Source organism: Ignatzschineria sp. 22MB058224 (assembly GCF_058188435.1).
In genome coordinates this window covers 1,892,317-1,909,171 of the sequence record NZ_CP187366.1, presented here as the reverse complement: position 1 = coordinate 1,909,171, position 16,855 = coordinate 1,892,317, and the positions used below count along the sequence as shown (strand labels likewise).

Here is a 16,855-nt window from a genome sequence, read left to right as displayed (position 1 = left end):
ATTTTCTGATAAATAAAAATTTTTTCACAAACGCTAAAGGCTTGGATAATTTATGGGTACCTCGACTAGAATCGTCCCTCAATGGAAATACCAAAATTTCGTCTTGGTGCAGTAAAACGTTCTAAGCCTTTTCCGTCACGGTCAATACGGTTGGTAGTGCCAAAGGTTGGAAGATCTCGGAGGCTATCCCACGTTGAATAACGGCGATCAAAAAGGTTAAAGATTCCCACATTTAATGTAATATCGCGGTCAAGTTCAATTTGGCTCGTTAAATCTACCACAAAATATGAAGGACTTAACCATGGCCATTCTTTCTCCTCTTGCCCACGCCATGAGTATTGGGTCTCTTTAGTATCACGACTTTTTTTAGCTGCACTATATCGCCCCGTTAGTGCTGCACTCCAGCGTTTAGAAGGTGCTTGATATTCGATTGTCATCAATGCACTCCAAGGCTGAATCGATTTCAACGGATCACCATCTTGATTTTTCCCTTTACTATATTGTCCTTTTAGATGAAATTTCCAATTATCCGAAAATCCTACGAGCGAACCATTGATTACAGCATTGAGTTCAAGCCCAGAAATATGAGCATGTGCTACATTCACAAATTGAATTTGGTTAATTGACAAGAACGCCTCACCACCCCAGTAGCTGTTTGGATCATACCAAGGATTCGGCGCTCGGCCTTCAGAGACACGCTCATCAATAAAATTACGATATTTACTGTAAAAAGCCCCCACACCGATATTGGCAAATTCATTTTGAAATTGGTAAGTAATCTCATGATTTAAGGCCGTTTCCGGCTTTAATTCCGGATTTGGCATAAAGTGATTCATCCCTCCTTTACCAAATTCAAAGAAGAGTTCTTCAATTTTTGGAGCTCGAAATCCTGTACTCACTCGATAGCCAATCTGGTGCTCAGGCGTTACTTGATAGTTTACCCCTAATTGCCACGATAATTTTGCAAAACGTTTTTTTGTCCCATCAAAACTCACAGGAAACTTATTCGAACCATCCATTTGTGGCGAATATTGGTAATGATCATAACGCGCACCAAGTATCATCTTAAATTGTGAAGATAATTGCATTTCATCTTGTAAGGAAAAAGCGATTACCGATGATTTTACAGGTGTCATAATGCTATAACTTGAAGGATGAGCACCATCACTTAGATAGAGAATATCGCGATTATTATTCTTTAAACTTCCACGACGCGCCTCCAATTTAGTTTGCAACAGATGTTCCTGTTCCCCCACAGTTATCGGCAAGGAGAATAATTGAGTTTGTAGAAGCTTCTGGCGTTGTTCAAACTCTCTAAAATATTGTTGACTCACAATACTGGGATTTTTCTGCTGAACATTATAGGTATCAGAACGCATATTAATTTTTTGATCCGCGTAGACAATATTGAGCGTATCAAGATACATTGATGTACTCGGGATGTATGAATATTCTAATCCAAAACGACGATAAGGCGCTGTATCTGCTGCAAAACGATACGTTCCCCAACTATCAAAACTCTTCTCTTCAGTCCGATTTTTCTGTCGGCGATTTTCATAAAAAGCCGTCAATGTCTGTTCATCCGTAATATTAATGCCTAATTTAGTCAACCAAGAAGAACCCTGTTTCATCTGTGGATCAGGCAATCCTCGCGCCGGCCCATAGATATTTTCACCATCGCCGCTATTGATGGTTTCATGTCCTCGGCGTTTTGTAAATTGTGCAAAGCCAAACAACTGCTCTGTCTTAAAACCTGCACCGATTACTTGTCGCCATTCTCGATTTTTAGAAGAGTAACCAGTTTTCCAATAGCCCCCAAATACCTCGCCAGATTTGACAAAGTCATCCACGGTTTTTGTCGTAAAATAGACAGATCCCCCGACAGCACCGCTCCCATCACTAACAGAGTTCGCCCCCTTATTGACCATAACACTACTAATATTTTCGTACTCAGTACTATTAATACTACCGTTAAAATATCCATAACCTTTATAGATAGATGGCATAAAGGTTTCAGCTTGTGGTAGCCCATCAACAATCACCGCAACACGATCTTTATCCACACCTCGAATGGCAAAACCATTACTCCCCGCACGACCACTCTCATTCACCCCAATACTTAAATCATTACGAAATAGATCCCGTTCATCATGTACAAGGTTCTTGCGAAGCTCACTCGCTGACTTTTGCGACCTAAAAGGATGACTTGTTTCTACGTTGCCTTTAACAATGATAGTTGATAGATCTATCGTCGGGGTTGAATTATCACTCTGACTAACGACCGTAGGTTGTGCATAAGAAAACCCCATAGCAAGGCTTGTAACGACAAAAAATCTAATTTTGTAATATTGAAGTGGCATACTCTGTCCTGAATTTTAATAAGAATCATTCCTGTTTGTGAATTTATCAGAACAGAAAATAGTTATCAATTTTTATTTTTATTTGTAAATATTGCAATTATGAATGCAGATATAACTTTTTGATTTTATTTATCAAAATAGATATTAATGAAACAGATTCAAGATATACAAGACGACAATATTCGATCTCAACTTAATCCTTATTAACGAATGATCCTTCTACTCGTTAGTATCGTAGGATTGATAATAATTTTGTTGAAGATGTCATAGTATTTAAAAAAACGAGAAGATAAATTAATGCTGAGTTTATTGAGAAAAGCGTTTAAATATTGCATCACACTACTCCTGCTCTCGCCAATTATTGATCGATACACAAGGCTAAATACTCTTAAAAAACAGCGGTTATCTTTGCTGTTTTTTGACTCTTCGATAGATATGAAAACCCCATAGCAAAAGAAGTATAAAACCATAAATCAGCGGTTCTACCTGCTTGAGTTTTAAAGAGAGATAATAATGCACAATGACTAAAGCCGTAATAAGATAAATCATATTATGAATACGCTTCCAATGCTTCTTTAGACACTTCATTGCAGCTTTGAAAGAAGTGATTGCAAGCATAAACAGCCCAAACCATGCCGCCGCACCAATCTGCAAATATCCCCGCTCTAAGATTTCACTGATAAATAAAGAAAAATCTAATCCGAGTTCAAAAACTAGATAGCTCATCATATGTGCGCTTGCCCAAAAGAACGCAGCAAGTCCCAATAAGCGTTTTACTCGATTAAATAGATTCCACTTAAACAAATAAACAAGAGGGGATAAAATTAAGGTAATAAATAAAACTCGTAACGCAATTTGTCCCGTAAAATGTTGGATATCTTTCGCTGGATCTGCGCTTAGCTCACCATTAAAGAGTTTAAAAATCAGCCAAATAAGAGGAAGAATAACTCCCACCCAACATATGATTTTTAACGTAAGAAGCTTACTCATTAGTAATTCTTTTGAAGATCAAGACCAGTATACAAACTCGCAACCTCAGAATATCCATTGAATAATTCTGTATCCCTACGTTTTGCACCAAACAGTCCTTCTGTTCCGATAATTCTCTCACTTGCTTGAGACCATCTAGGATGACTTACGTTAGGATTGACATTCGCATAAAAACCATATTCATGAGCCGCACTCATATTCCAGGTCGTTCGGGGTTGATGTTTAGTAAGAGTTATTTTTACAATAGATTTAATACTCTTAAATCCATATTTCCAAGGTACAACTAATCTTATAGGAGCACCATTTTGAGGAAGTAATTTTTTCCCATAAAGCCCCACACTAATAAATGTCAATGGGTGCATTGCCTCTTCGATAGTTAGACCCTCAACATACGGGAAACTAAATCCGCCAAAAGAGCCTCGTCCTTGATTGGGAAACTGCTTTGGATCATACAGTGTTTCAAAAGCAACATAACGTGCCTCACTTTTAGGGTCAGCTAATTTTAATAGCTCACTCAGCGGAAAACCTAACCAAGGAATCACCATAGACCATGCTTCGACGCAACGAAAACGATAAATTCGTTCTTCTTGCGCGATTTTATTAATAGCGTCAAGGTCAAGTATTATTGGCTGATTAACGTCTCCATCAATCACAACTTGCCAAGGATCCGATTTAAAACGATTTTGATATCTAGCAGGATCTGACTTATCCCAGCCAAACTCATAAAAATTATTGTAACCTGTAATTTTATTTTCTGGTGTAAGTTCAAGAGAGCTTGCCTTTGCAGGCACCTGAGAAAGTAGTAAAGATGCTCCTACAAATCCAAGCCCTTTTAAAATATTACGGCGATCTTTGAAGATTTCTTCACTAGTTACATCTCTTTCTTTTAATTTCGTTTGAAATTTCATATAAACATCTCATTCAATAGGACTTTTTGTATAAAAACTATACTTGAATATAGTGTCTATATCTATCTTTTATTTAAGTGAAAATTAAGAATTACAACAATCTATAAAAATATATTTCTTTACAAAAAACAACTTATTTTGACATCCTCAGCGATAGCATGAAGAAACGATTAACCTTTTGATATAGATCTATTCATTACCGCTTTATTGATTTTTATCTATCTCCTCAGCTACTCGCAAATGCGTGTTTATAGTTAAATAAGCAATAGACGACCATGATAGATACTAGTGATTTACGGTCAGTATTATGAGTCAACCATCTTTCCCCCATCAATTAAATGCTTTACAGCTTGAAAATTGCATTACTCCTCTACCAATACCTCAAGATTCTACTGTGGATGGCATTTCGTCTGTTTGGCATACGATTCATTATGGACCTTCACTACAATCGGATACGGTTTTCTTAATTCTTGAAGCTATGGCTATGGCAATGATGCAGAAAGATCGAATTTCTTATACTACAAACAATTAAACTGCATCTATTTAATGATAGCGAATTAATACAACCCCTTCTTATTTTTATAGGCTCGATTGGAGTCTAGATTTTACTTAACGAGGTAGATATGGACCGCCGTAAATTTTTAAGTATTACATCAGGATTTCTTGTTGCAGGTACTCTGATCAATGTAGGTTATGCTACTGTTATCAACAGTAGATTGCCATGGTCGAAGGATGCGACAAAAACTAACTTTTATCCCAATATCGTAGAAGGCGTCAATGTCTTCCTAACAGATACTGAAATGCAAACCATAGAGGCAATCGCAGATTGTTTTATTCCGGCAGATGAACTCAGTATTGGTGGAAAAGAAGCCGGGTGCGCTGTTTTTATCGATCATCAATTAGCAGGAAAATATGGAGAAGGTTTAAACCGTTATCAGAGAGGACCCTTTGTTAAAGGCATAGAAGAACAAGGCCCTCAATACTCCTATAACCCAAGAGATATCTATCGATTAGGCTTAGCATCTTTGAATAATTATTGCCAACAGCAATATGGTCAAATATTTCCCCTACTTCCCTTACAAACGCAAAACGCCATTTTAACTACCATGGAAAAAGGTTCGCTGTCCCTAGAAGGTAAAATTCCACCGAAAGTTCTTTTTGAAATATTACTTAAAAATATTCGTGAAGGCTATCTTGCTGATCCAATCTACGGAGGAAATAGAGGTATGGCTAGTTGGAAAATGCTCGGATTCCCTGGAGCGCGTTACGAGTATCGGGATGTTATGGATCTAAAAGGACAAAACCTTCATATTGAACCTCGCAGTATTCTGACTAAAAATCGATAACTAACCTACCTAACCCTCAGAATTATAAAAAATAACAAAAATTGTTTATACAGTAGATAAAGGATTATCCTCATGGCAAATAAAAGAGCAAAAGCTGATGTTGTTATCGTTGGCTTAGGTTGGGCTGGATCACTCATAGCAGAAGAACTCACAAGAGCAGGATTAGATGTTGTTGCTATCGAAAGAGGCCCTTGGCTAGAAACATCTATCGATCATCCTCCTGCGGTGGATGCTGATGAATTAAGGTGGGATGCTCGGCGTGATCTAATTCTTCCACCTTCAGTAGAAACACTGACAACTCGTAACCATAGAGGGCAAGTTGCTCTTCCTGTTCGAGAATTTAGTACATTCGATATGGGCTATAATGTCGGCGGTGCAGGCACACATTGGGCAGGCATGGCCTGGCGTTTTACCGCTTATGACCTTGCTCCTTATACTACAATTAAAGAACGCTATGGCGATAAGAAATTAGCCGACGGTTTAATTCTGCAAGATTGGGGGGTTACCTATGATGAATTAGAACCTTTCTATGATCGCTATGAATATATTGCTGGCGTATCAGGTAAAGCTGGAAATATCAACGGTTCCATTATTCCTGGAGGTAATCCTTTTGAAGAGCCAAGATCTCGAGATTATCCTCTTCCTCCTCTTAAAACAACACGCTTAACAGATCTATTTACCGAAGCGACAACCGATTTGGATTATCATCCATTTATGGTACCGGCAGCCCAAACTTCAGAGGCTTATAAAAATCCTTTAGGCATCAACATGGGACCTTGTACTTACTGTGGCTACTGCCTCTATTATGGTTGTGGTAATTGGTCTAAAGGCACACCCAATAACTGTGTTATTCCTGCATTAATGCAACGGAAAAATTTTACCGTAATCGCAGATTCAACTGTTACTAAAGTCAATCTTGCAAGCGATGGTAAAACCGCCACAGGCGTCACTTATATAGATAAACAAAGTGGCCAAGAATTTACTCAAGAAGCTGATATCGTGGTGCTCAGTGCATTCCAATTGCATAATGTCCGTTTATTACTACTTTCTAAAATTGGACAACCTTATAACCCTGTTACGAAAGAAGGTACTGTCGGTCGCGCCTATAGCTTTCAAACGGTTTCAGGGGCAAGTATCTTCTTTGAAGATGAATATCTCAATCAATTTGCCGGTGCTGGCGCGCTATCTGCACAAATTGATGATTTTAACGGCGATATTTTTGATCACTCTAACCTCGACTTTATTGGAGGTGCCGGTATTTTAGTCGTTACAAGAGGATCACGCCCCATAGGAAATACCGATTTTCTTCCAGAAAATACTCCTCGCTGGGGATCTGAATGGAAAAAAGCTTATAAACACGCTTTCCAAAATGGTACGGTTCTATTTGGACAAGGTACAAGCTATTCTCATGAGGATTACTACCTCGATTTAGATCCTACCTACACTGATGATTATGGCCTACCGCTACTTCGTATGACTTTTAATTACAATGATAATGACCGAAAATCGGCTCAGTTCATCGAAGAGAAAAGTTTAGAAATTGGCCGTGCTATGAATGTCAAACATATAATTGGTACAAATTCAGCTCGAGGTAATTTTACACCCTACGATACTGCAAGTGACCATACCATTGGGGGTGCAGTGATGGGAACAGACCCTCGCACAAGTGTTTTAAATAAATATCAACAGAGTTGGGATGTTCATAATGTCTTTGTATCAGGCGCTTCCTCATTTCCGAATAATGCAGGATATAACCCAACAGGAACTGTTGCAGCCTTATCACTTTGGACTGCACGTGCAATTATCAAACAATATTTAAAAAATCCTGGCCCATTAGTTACAAAATAGGAGACATATCATGAGCAGAAAGAAAAAAATTGGATTATCTCTTATTGCCATAGTAGTAGCAGGAATTGCCTATGTAGGCTACGTCAACTTACGCCCTGCCAAACCGGCAATTGCACCACCCTCACTAGGAGAAATCGCTCAATCTAATCTCGAAAGAGGCCGTTATTTAGCACAAGTGGGAGATTGTGTTGCTTGTCATACAATCCCTGGTGAAGCTGAGTTTGCCGGAGGTGTCGGACTCGATACGCCTTTTGGTACAATCTATGCGAGCAATATCACGCCCGATAAAGAAACAGGCATTGGAAATTGGAGCGATGATGAATTTATTCAGGCTGTAAAATATGGCATTGGAAAGGATCATCAATTCCTCTATCCTGCAATGCCTTACCCAGCGTACGCTAAAGCTAGCGATGAAGATATTCAGCTTATTCATGATTACCTCAAAACCATTCCTGCTGTTAAACGAAAAAATACAGCGAATGATCTCAAATTCCCTTTCAGCTTTAGACCATTAGTTTTAGGGTGGAATACATTATTTTTGGATAAAGATGGTTTTACACCTAATGAACAGAAATCAGAACAATGGAATCGAGGTGCTTACCTTGTAGAGGGATTAGCGCATTGTGGAACGTGCCATACACCTAAAAATATCTTTGGTGCAGATAAAGGTGATCAAGCTTATATGGGATTGAGCTTACAAGGATGGTTTGCTCCCGATATTACCCCGAATAAATCTACGGGTATAGGGCATTGGGAAGAGGCTGATTTTGTTGAGTATCTCAAAACAGGTGTGAATCAATATGCAGCCGCGAGTGGACCTATGGGAGAGGCGGTAAGCCACTCAACACAGTATTTTAATGATGAAGATCTGAAAGCGATGTATCAATATCTTCATGATACTCGCGAAAGTGACCATCAAACCACCACCGCTGCACTTTCTGCTACTGATCCTGACATACTACTTGGAAAAGCGTTATATCATCAAGATTGTACTTCATGCCATGGGCTTGAGGGGGAAGGTATTTCAGAAATGACACCCGGGTTTGCACATAATACACACCTGCAGTCTGACAACGTCGAAAGTATTATTCGCGTTATTTTAGAAGGTTCCCAATCTCCAATTACCCAATATAATTTTACAGGTGCTTCAATGCCGGGCTTTAGCTGGAATTTAACAGATGAACAAGTTGCTGCAATCGTCACATATTTGAGAAATAGTTGGGGAAATAAAGGAACTCGCATTACAGTTAATGAGGTTGCTAAAGTACGCGCAGCTATTGAAGCTCAGGAACCATTGCCTCGATAATATTTTTGGGGCTCTCCTAATTAACTACCTTTTAAATTCTCTAACGAGGTGTTTTAACTGCTTTAGCTGATTCCATAGCCAAAGTTGTTAAAACGCTATTTGCGTGTTTTTAAATAGAATTTAAAATAATCTTTGGAGATGCCTTAATGTAATTATGAGTCTACCTTTTACTACTCCATTCCCATGATAATAGGCGTTATCCAACTGCCATTGAGTACTTACATCTCTTTCCCCAGCCGCTAAATTCTGCAACTTAATTCCTTCTCCTTTACTTTTCTCTACTCCAATCTCATTTAAATAGCTACCCGCAGAAGCATATCGAGCATTGCTACGACATTATTCTGCAGCTAACTGGAGTCAATCTATCCTCACTTTCATATTCTACCGCTCCGCCTTCATAATAGAAGGTCTTCTCTAACCCCCTTAGGCATCCATGTAACCTGTCTTAAGCTAGAACCTTTAATCCAAAAAAATCAGTATGAGAAAATACAACATTCAAAAAATAATATGACTAAGATATATCTCACAATAAGCCTTCGATAATTATGTTTTACCAATCATAAAACAAATGAACTTTTTAGTTTACTAATAAAGCCATGATGAATAACGCTAGTAAACCCTTCAATATTGTTATACCAATAGGCTTCTTGACCTTTTGATTGCATTCCGATGCATCGATTTACACAATCGTCTTATTATCCGTTCTGAAACAAAAAAACCCCTAGCAAATGCTAAGGGTTTCTAATATGGCGGAGGCGGTGGGATTCGAACTCACGAACGGTTTAACCCGTTGCCGGTTTTCAAGACCGGTGCCTTCAACCACTCGGCCACGCCTCCATGTAAGAAGTGTTATTATAGTGAAAAAATTAGGCGCTGCAACTATTTTTTCACGATTCTTACGTTTTGATCGCTATTTAGTCAATAGTCACGATTCTTAAGCAGTTTGTACCACCTTGTTGAAAGTTAAATGCACCAAAAGTGACGAGAATTCGGTCACCCGACTCAACCGCTTTATGATCTTTCAATACACCCACAACTTGCGCCACAATATCATCATCATGCGCAGGTTTAAAATCGAATAAAATTGGTTGTACACCTCGACAAACTGTTAACCGCCCACATGTTGCTTCATTACGTGTAATTCCGTAAATTGGAAGGTCTGTTGTGATACGACTCATCAATAATGCGGTTGTTCCTGTTTCTGTTAAACATGCAACGGCTTTAATATCAAAGTGATTTGCAAGGACAATGGAAGACATTGCAATTGCTTCATCCGTTCGTTCAAACTTAAAAGGTTCTTCTCGTAGTGAATAGCCACCATTTGAGCTTAATGAATAATCAATTTCACTCTCAGCACCTTGGCAAATTGAAGACATCGCTTGTACTGTTTTAACAGGATATTTACCGACGGCTGTTTCTGCCGAAAGCATTACCGCATCAGTGCCATCGAGTACCGAGTTTGCAACATCCATTACTTCTGCACGAGTTGGCGATTGATGCTCAATCATCGACTCCATCATCTGCGTTGCAGTAATTACCGCTTTGTCTAATTGGCGGGCACGTTTAATAAAACGTTTTTGCACCCCAACAAGTTTTGCATCCCCGATTTCAACACCCAAGTCACCACGGGCAATCATGATTGCATCTGATGCTTCAATAATTTCATCAATATTATCCAGCGCTTCTGTTCGCTCAATTTTTGCAACAATGCCGGCATTCGATCCTGCTTTTACGAGAAGCTCACGAGCTTCTTCAATATCTGCTGCTGTTTTTGGAAATGAGACCGCGATAAAGTCGGTATTGAAGCTCGCTGCACAGATAAGATCTTCTTTATCTTTCTCTGTTAATGCTGCTGCTGACAGCCCTCCCCCTTTGAGATTTAAACCTTTACGATTAGATAGTGGTCCTGCCGTTACTACTTTTGTTTGAATTTCAGTTGCAGTAACACCTGTAACTTCCACTACGATATTACCATCATCTAACAAGAGTGTATCGCCCACTTTAACATCATTGACTAACTCTTTATAAGCAATCCCAACGCGCTCTTTTGTTCCAGCATTTTCATCTAATTCGCTATCGAGCGTGAAACTTTGCCCCTCTTCAAGTTCTACTTTGCCATCGATAAAATTCTCTATTCGAATTTTAGGGCCTTGCAGATCTGATAAAATTCCCACTCGCACACCTAGCTTTTGGGCAATTTCACGAACAGCTTCCGCACGCGCTTTATGTTCTGCATGTTCCCCATGAGAGAAGTTCAAGCGTACGATGTTGACGCCTGCCTTAATAATTCCTTCAAGTGCTCCAGGTTTATCTGTTGCTGGCCCTAATGTTGCGACAATTTTAGTTCTACGCATCTTTTTACTCCTCTGCTATTCGAAAGAATGAAACAAAAATCGAAAAGTTCTTCTTTTCAAAGTATACCGTTAATTTAAAAACTTAGCTTAACAAATAGCGATAAAACAGTCACAATAAGACTATTTCCGTTATAATTTATAAACATGTAAAAACGGATTCTTACATTGTGTGTTTAAAACACCCCATCAATATAAAAATATCTTCGAGCAGAAGCTTATTCATTAGAGTATCTAAGTAATATGACAAATAAAATATTTAATGAAGCACTCATCGCGAAATATGATAAAGCAGGACCTCGCTACACTTCCTATCCAACAGCGGTACAATTTACCGAGGAGTTTGGTAGCAAAGAGTATACGGAAGCGGCAGAAGCATCGAATGCACGAAATAATCCTCTTTCACTCTATTTCCACATTCCTTTTTGTGACACAATCTGTTTCTATTGTGGTTGCAACAAAATTATTACGAAAAATCGCAAACGCGCACAACCTTATCTTGAGCGACTCTTTCGCGAAATGGAGATGCAAGGTAAACTCTTTAGTAACCGAGCCCCTGCAAAGCAGCTTCACTGGGGAGGCGGCACGCCGACATTCTTATCGCAAGATGAGATGAGAGCGCTCATGGATAAAACCCGGGAGCAGTTCAATCTTTTACCTGATGATGAAGCTGAGATCTCTATTGAAGTTGACCCGCGAGAAGCGAATGGCGATACGGTTCGTTTTCTTCGTTCCATCGGTTTTAATCGCTTAAGTATGGGTGTTCAAGATTTTGATGATAAAGTTCAAGTAGCCGTTAATCGAATTCAGCCTAAAGAGATTACGCTTGAAACGCTTCATGCAGCTCGAGACTCAGGTTTTAAATCAATTTCACTTGATCTTATCTATGGTTTACCATTTCAAACCGTTGAAACGTTTGATCGAACGCTCGATGAAGTTATTGAACTCTCACCGGATCGTTTGTCCGTATTTAACTATGCACATATGCCCCATCTCTTTAAAACGCAAAGACAGATGAATGCTGAAGATATGCCATCACCTGAAGAGAAGTTACTCATTCTTAAACTTGTTATTGAGCGCCTCACCGCAGCGGGCTATATCTATATTGGAATGGATCATTTTGCAAAACCGACGGATCAATTAGCCATCGCGCAAAAAGAAGGACTCCTTTATCGAAACTTCCAAGGATACAGCACGCACGCCGATTGCGATGTTGTAGGAATGGGCATTTCATCGATCTCCCAAATTGGCGATATTTACTCTCAAAATGCAAAAGCAATGCCACAATATGAAGCGTTGATTGATAGTGATAATTTAGCCATTATGCGTGGCGTTAAACTAACGAAAGATGATGTACTCCGTCGCCATGTTATTACTGAAATCATGTGTAACCTGAAACTTGATCTCGACCAAGTGAGCAAAGATTTTAATATCGATGCTCGAGAATATTTTAAGAATGATCTTCCTGAACTCGATGCAATGCAAGATGATGGCTTGATCGTTATTGAAAATGACAAATATTACGTACAGGATGCAGGCCGTCTACTTATTCGTAATATTGGCATGGTTTTTGATGCCTATTTACAAAAAAATGATAGTCGTTTCTCACGCGTGATTTAGTTAAAACATCAAACTAATCCTAAAATACTTACTATCAATAAATTCGATATAGATGCAGAGGATCTTAGTGGATATCTAAGATCCTTTTTATTTTGCGATGAATTTATCCAAAACTTATTTTTCATGATTTATATTTCACTTAATTTATAAAAGAAAAACTGCATAAAAGATACGTTAAGATTCAAATCAATTAATTATCTTTTCATTAAATCGGCTAACCAATCTCCCTAAAATCATGTAAATTCCAAATCTTAGTATTGATCAAAATCCATTGAGGCTCTTTTTTTGATCACCCATTTATTGCTATAAAAAAAAAGCTATGTTAGTTTTGAGTTAACCATTATAAGAACAAGAGTTCTCTGTGCGAACAAACTAATAAAAACAATCGGATATAAAAGCTTGAGACCAATCATCTCGAGGAGAACGACCAAGCTTATTCATCCTAAAATACTAAATATTTAATAAATCACGATAAGAATAACAACAACCATTACTATCAATATGAGGAGGATATTATGTCCCAATCAACGAAGGAGCATTACAATCGCGATTACGATCAAATGATCGAATCGATTGCTAAAAATCCGAAATTTTATGAAGTCGTAAAGAAGAAGCAGCGATTTAGTCTTATTCTGCTAGCGCTCACTCTCGGCTTATATGTGTTATTAATGTTAGCCGTTGCATTTGCACCGAACTTAGTAGGAATGCCCATTTCTAAAGGATCTGTAACCACTTGGGGAATACCTGCAGGATTTTTTCTGATTATCTGGACCACGATTTTAACGGGGTTCTATATCAACCGTACAAACAGAGTCTACGATCCGATGAATGAAACACTATTGAAGGAGGCCGCTAATGAATCGCTTAAATAAGATCACTATTGGAGCGATGCTTGCTCTCTCTCCGCTCTTAACATCTGCCTTTGCGCAACATGCTACTGGCGACAAAAACTGGACTGCAATTGCAATGTTCTTTGTCTTTGTTATAGCCACAATCTATATTACATTTTGGGCCGCAAATAAGACCAAATCTGCATCTGATTTCTATACCGCAGGCGGTGGTCTTTCAGGCTTTCAAAATGGATTAGCAATCTCTGGAGATTTTCTCTCCTCCGCGTCATTCTTAGGAATATCGGCAATGGTCTTTACATCGGGTTACGATGGATTGATCTACTCATTTGGCTTCTTTATTGGATGGCCCGTAATTCTATTTTTAATGGCTGAACGCTTCCGGAATCTTGGTCGTTTTACCTTTGCTGACGTGACTGCATACCGTTTAAAACAACGTCCCATTCGCATTTTAGCAGCATTCTCGACAATGGCGATTGTGTTGCTCTACTTAATTGCACAGATGGTTGGTGCAGGGAAATTAATCGAGCTTCTCTTTGGTATTAACTACGGCTTTGCCGTTATGATCGTTGGTGTCATGATGGTTCTATATGTCCTCTTTGGTGGGATGTTAGCCACAACATGGGTGCAAATGATCAAGGCAGTATTAATCCTTTTTGGTGCAACCGTCATGTCTGTTGTTGTGCTTGCATGGTCAGGCTTTAGCTTAGAAACACTCTTCTCTGATGCTGTTGCTAAAAGCCCGAAAGGACTAGATATTATGAAGCCCGGTCTTCAATTTCCAAATCCTATTGATGCAATCTCACTTGGTATTGGCTTAATGTTTGGAACGGCAGGATTACCCCATATCTTAATGCGTTTCTTTACGGTTAAGGATGCGAAAGAGGCCCGTAAATCAGTACTTTATGCCACGACCTTTATCGGTTATTTCTACCTTTTGATGTTCATTATCGGATTTGGAGCAATCGTTTATGTAATGGGCGTTCCAGAGTATATGAGCGGTGAAACATTAATCGGTGGCACCAATATGGCAGCGATTCATCTTGCGCATGCCGTTGGTGGAAATCTTTTCTTAGGATTTATGTCGGCGGTCACATTTGCAACCTTAGTGGCAGTTGTCGCAGGATTAACACTCTCTGGTGCTTCAGCAATTAGTCATGATATCTATGCAAATGTCATCATGAAAGGGAAACCAAACATGAAGACTGAGCTTAAAATATCGCGCTACACCACAATTGCATTAGGAGTTATTGCTATTCTTCTCGGGATGCTATTTGAGAATCAGAACGTTGCCTTTGTCGTAGGATTAGCCTTCTCTATTGGTGCATCAGCAAACTTCCCGTTACTGTTCCTTTCGATGTATTGGAAAAAACTCTCGACGAGAGGAGCTGTGATTGGTGGGGCTGCGGGTCTTGCTTCTGCAGTTATTATGATTATCCTCGGCCCTGAAGTTTGGGGGAAAGTCCTCGGCAACGGCGAAGGGATTTTGCCCTATAACAACCCTGCACTCTTCTCAATTCCGATTGCCTTTATCGTCACGATGATTTTCTCATTAACCGATAAATCAGAAGAAGCTCAAGCAGAGCAGGCGCTCTTCTCAGGACAATATGTACGCTCACAAGTCGGCGGTGAAGGAATTGCCGAAGCTATTCAGCAATATCGTCAAGTAAACCACCCTGACTTTAATAAAAAGACTGACCAATAAGATCCATCTTGGCAATCTTTATACTAATGCGTAAGATACGATAATCGATTCTTACGATCTGCATAAAAGCACTTCGCAAGAGGTGCTTTTTCTTATTTGGAGCCTTATGATGATTCAACAACAAGAGATTCTTATCCGCCCATTAAGCCGCCCTGAAGATTTTCAAACAATCATCGATATTTGGCTTAATGCATCGATTAAAGCCCATAATTTTATTGCCGCAGAATATTGGCAATCAAAGGTGGCCGATATGTGCAATATCTATCTACCGGCATCTGATATCTATATGGCAGTGATCAATGGGCAAGTTGTTGGATTTTATGCAATCTATAAAAATAGTATCGCGGCTCTTTTTGTTTCACCTGACAAACAAGGAGAAGGCATTGGTTCGATCTTACTCGAACATGCCAAAAGCATAAATCACACACTCTCATTAACTGTTTATAAAGCGAATCAGCGGGCGGTTGATTTTTATCAACACCATGGCTTTATCATTCAACAAGAACAGATCGACAAACATACGGGACAGCCTGAGTTACTAATGGTTGAAGCTAAACAATAAAATATCATCATTATAAAATGACTAGATCTGTTCGATTACGGAATTAAATCAATCTCCTTGCCACTTTTAGATGATTTTTGCGTACAATAGAGCAAAATAGCAATGAGGAAATAGAATGACATACTATATTGGTGCTCATGTAAGCGCTGCTGGCGGCGTTCAAAATAGTGTAAAAAATGCGAAAGAGATCGATGCCAATGCATTTGCACTCTTCACCAAAAACAATCGTCGCTGGGAAGGACCACCATTAAAACAAGCAGATATTGAGAGCTATAAACGTTTTTTAGAAGTTTATAGCTATTCACCTAAGCATATCTTGCCCCATGCAAGTTATTTGATTAATCCTGGCCATCATGATGCAGAGCAACTAGCAAAATCGCGGGATGCGTTGCTCGATGAATTTCAGCGGTGCGAACAATTAGGGATCGAACTGATTAACTTCCATCCCGGTAGTCATCTTAATAAGATGCCAGTAAATGAATGCTTAGCAACCATTGCTGAGTCCATTAATATTATCCTCTCACAAACAAAAGGGGTAACTGCCGTTATTGAAAATACGGCTGGACAAGGCTCTAACCTAGGCTTCGATTTCGAGCATATTGCACGTATTATCGAAGATATTGAAGATAAGAGCCGTGTCGGGGTCTGTATCGACACTTGCCATGCTTTTGCCGCTGGTTATGAACTTCGTACGGAAGAGGGTTGCGACCAAACTTTTACCGAGTTTGATAAGATTGTAGGCTTTGATTATCTCCGTGCAATGCATCTCAATGATTCAAAAGGTGCTTTTGATAGTCGCGTCGATCGCCATCATAGTTTAGGAAAAGGCGAGATTGGTGAAACACCTTTCCGTTATATTATGCAAGATGATCGTTTCCGCAATATGCCATTAATTCTCGAAACAATCGAACCTGAAATTTGGAAAGATGAGATCGCATGGCTGCGCTCCTTAGAAAAATAACATTATTTTTATATCTTTTTCTATTCAATCTTTTTTATAACATTTTTACA

13 protein-coding genes and 1 tRNA gene are annotated in these 16,855 nt (G+C 39.1%); 9 read left to right on the top strand and 5 right to left on the bottom strand.

The window, feature by feature from the left end; genetic code table 11:
• Positions 1–65: 65 nt before the first annotated feature.
• The 3 genes from ACPF7B_RS08345 to msrP form a co-directional block, all read right to left on the bottom strand.
• Positions 66–2,360 carry a TonB-dependent hemoglobin/transferrin/lactoferrin family receptor gene (locus tag ACPF7B_RS08345; protein ID WP_490505349.1) on the bottom strand — a complete coding sequence of 765 codons (2,295 nt, stop codon included), beginning with the start codon at positions 2,358–2,360 and terminating at the stop codon, positions 66–68.
• 402 nt (positions 2,361–2,762) lie between these two features.
• Positions 2,763–3,350: a protein-methionine-sulfoxide reductase heme-binding subunit MsrQ gene (gene msrQ, locus ACPF7B_RS08340; RefSeq protein ID WP_490505348.1), complete on the bottom strand. Its 588-nt coding sequence runs from the start codon at positions 3,348–3,350 to the stop codon at positions 2,763–2,765.
• Positions 3,350–4,258, bottom strand: coding sequence for a protein-methionine-sulfoxide reductase catalytic subunit MsrP (gene msrP, locus ACPF7B_RS08335; protein ID WP_490505347.1), 909 nt, complete (start codon positions 4,256–4,258; stop codon positions 3,350–3,352). The genes msrQ and msrP overlap by 1 nt, the downstream gene beginning before the upstream one ends.
• A 307-nt stretch (positions 4,259–4,565) precedes the next feature.
• Here msrP and ACPF7B_RS08330 point away from each other — a divergent pair, with 307 nt between their 5' ends.
• The 4 genes from ACPF7B_RS08330 (at position 4,566) to ACPF7B_RS08315 (ending at position 8,758) form a co-directional block, all read left to right on the top strand.
• On the top strand, positions 4,566–4,790 hold the full coding sequence (locus ACPF7B_RS08330) for a hypothetical protein (protein ID WP_490505346.1): 225 nt from the start codon (positions 4,566–4,568) through the stop codon (positions 4,788–4,790).
• A gap of 91 nt (positions 4,791–4,881) precedes the next feature.
• Positions 4,882–5,604 carry a gluconate 2-dehydrogenase subunit 3 family protein gene (locus ACPF7B_RS08325; RefSeq protein WP_490505345.1) on the top strand — a complete coding sequence of 241 codons (723 nt, stop codon included), beginning with the start codon at positions 4,882–4,884 and terminating at the stop codon, positions 5,602–5,604.
• A 72-nt stretch (positions 5,605–5,676) separates the two neighbouring features.
• Positions 5,677–7,452, top strand: a complete 1,776-nt coding sequence (locus ACPF7B_RS08320; protein ID WP_490505344.1) for a GMC family oxidoreductase — start codon at positions 5,677–5,679, stop codon at positions 7,450–7,452.
• A gap of 10 nt (positions 7,453–7,462) precedes the next feature.
• Positions 7,463–8,758, top strand: coding sequence for a c-type cytochrome (locus ACPF7B_RS08315; RefSeq protein ID WP_490505343.1), 1,296 nt, complete (start codon positions 7,463–7,465; stop codon positions 8,756–8,758).
• Between the two features lie 747 nt (positions 8,759–9,505).
• Here ACPF7B_RS08315 and ACPF7B_RS08310 read toward each other — a convergent pair.
• Both ACPF7B_RS08310 and pyk read right to left on the bottom strand, forming a co-directional pair.
• Positions 9,506–9,595 (bottom strand) — tRNA-Ser (locus tag ACPF7B_RS08310).
• Positions 9,596–9,672: 77 nt separating this feature from the next.
• A complete protein-coding gene (gene pyk, locus ACPF7B_RS08305) occupies positions 9,673–11,112 on the bottom strand; it encodes a pyruvate kinase (RefSeq protein ID WP_490505342.1) in 1,440 nt (479 codons plus the stop codon).
• 240 nt (positions 11,113–11,352) lie between these two features.
• Here pyk and hemN point away from each other — a divergent pair, with 240 nt between their 5' ends.
• The 5 genes from hemN to nfo all read left to right on the top strand — a co-directional run bounded on the left by hemN (position 11,353) and on the right by nfo (position 16,805).
• Positions 11,353–12,729, top strand: a complete 1,377-nt coding sequence (gene hemN / locus ACPF7B_RS08300; protein ID WP_490505341.1) for an oxygen-independent coproporphyrinogen III oxidase — start codon at positions 11,353–11,355, stop codon at positions 12,727–12,729.
• A gap of 515 nt (positions 12,730–13,244) precedes the next feature.
• Positions 13,245–13,601, top strand: a complete 357-nt coding sequence (locus tag ACPF7B_RS08295) for a DUF485 domain-containing protein (protein ID WP_490505340.1) — start codon at positions 13,245–13,247, stop codon at positions 13,599–13,601.
• A 16-nt stretch (positions 13,602–13,617) separates the two neighbouring features.
• Positions 13,618–15,282, top strand: coding sequence for a cation acetate symporter (locus ACPF7B_RS08290; protein WP_490506519.1), 1,665 nt, complete (start codon positions 13,618–13,620; stop codon positions 15,280–15,282).
• 106 nt (positions 15,283–15,388) lie between these two features.
• Positions 15,389–15,844, top strand: a complete 456-nt coding sequence (locus ACPF7B_RS08285) for a GNAT family N-acetyltransferase (protein WP_490505339.1) — start codon at positions 15,389–15,391, stop codon at positions 15,842–15,844.
• Between the two features lie 115 nt (positions 15,845–15,959).
• Positions 15,960–16,805 carry a deoxyribonuclease IV gene (gene nfo, locus ACPF7B_RS08280; RefSeq protein WP_490505338.1) on the top strand — a complete coding sequence of 282 codons (846 nt, stop codon included), beginning with the start codon at positions 15,960–15,962 and terminating at the stop codon, positions 16,803–16,805.
• The last annotated feature ends 50 nt before the right edge of the window (positions 16,806–16,855 follow it).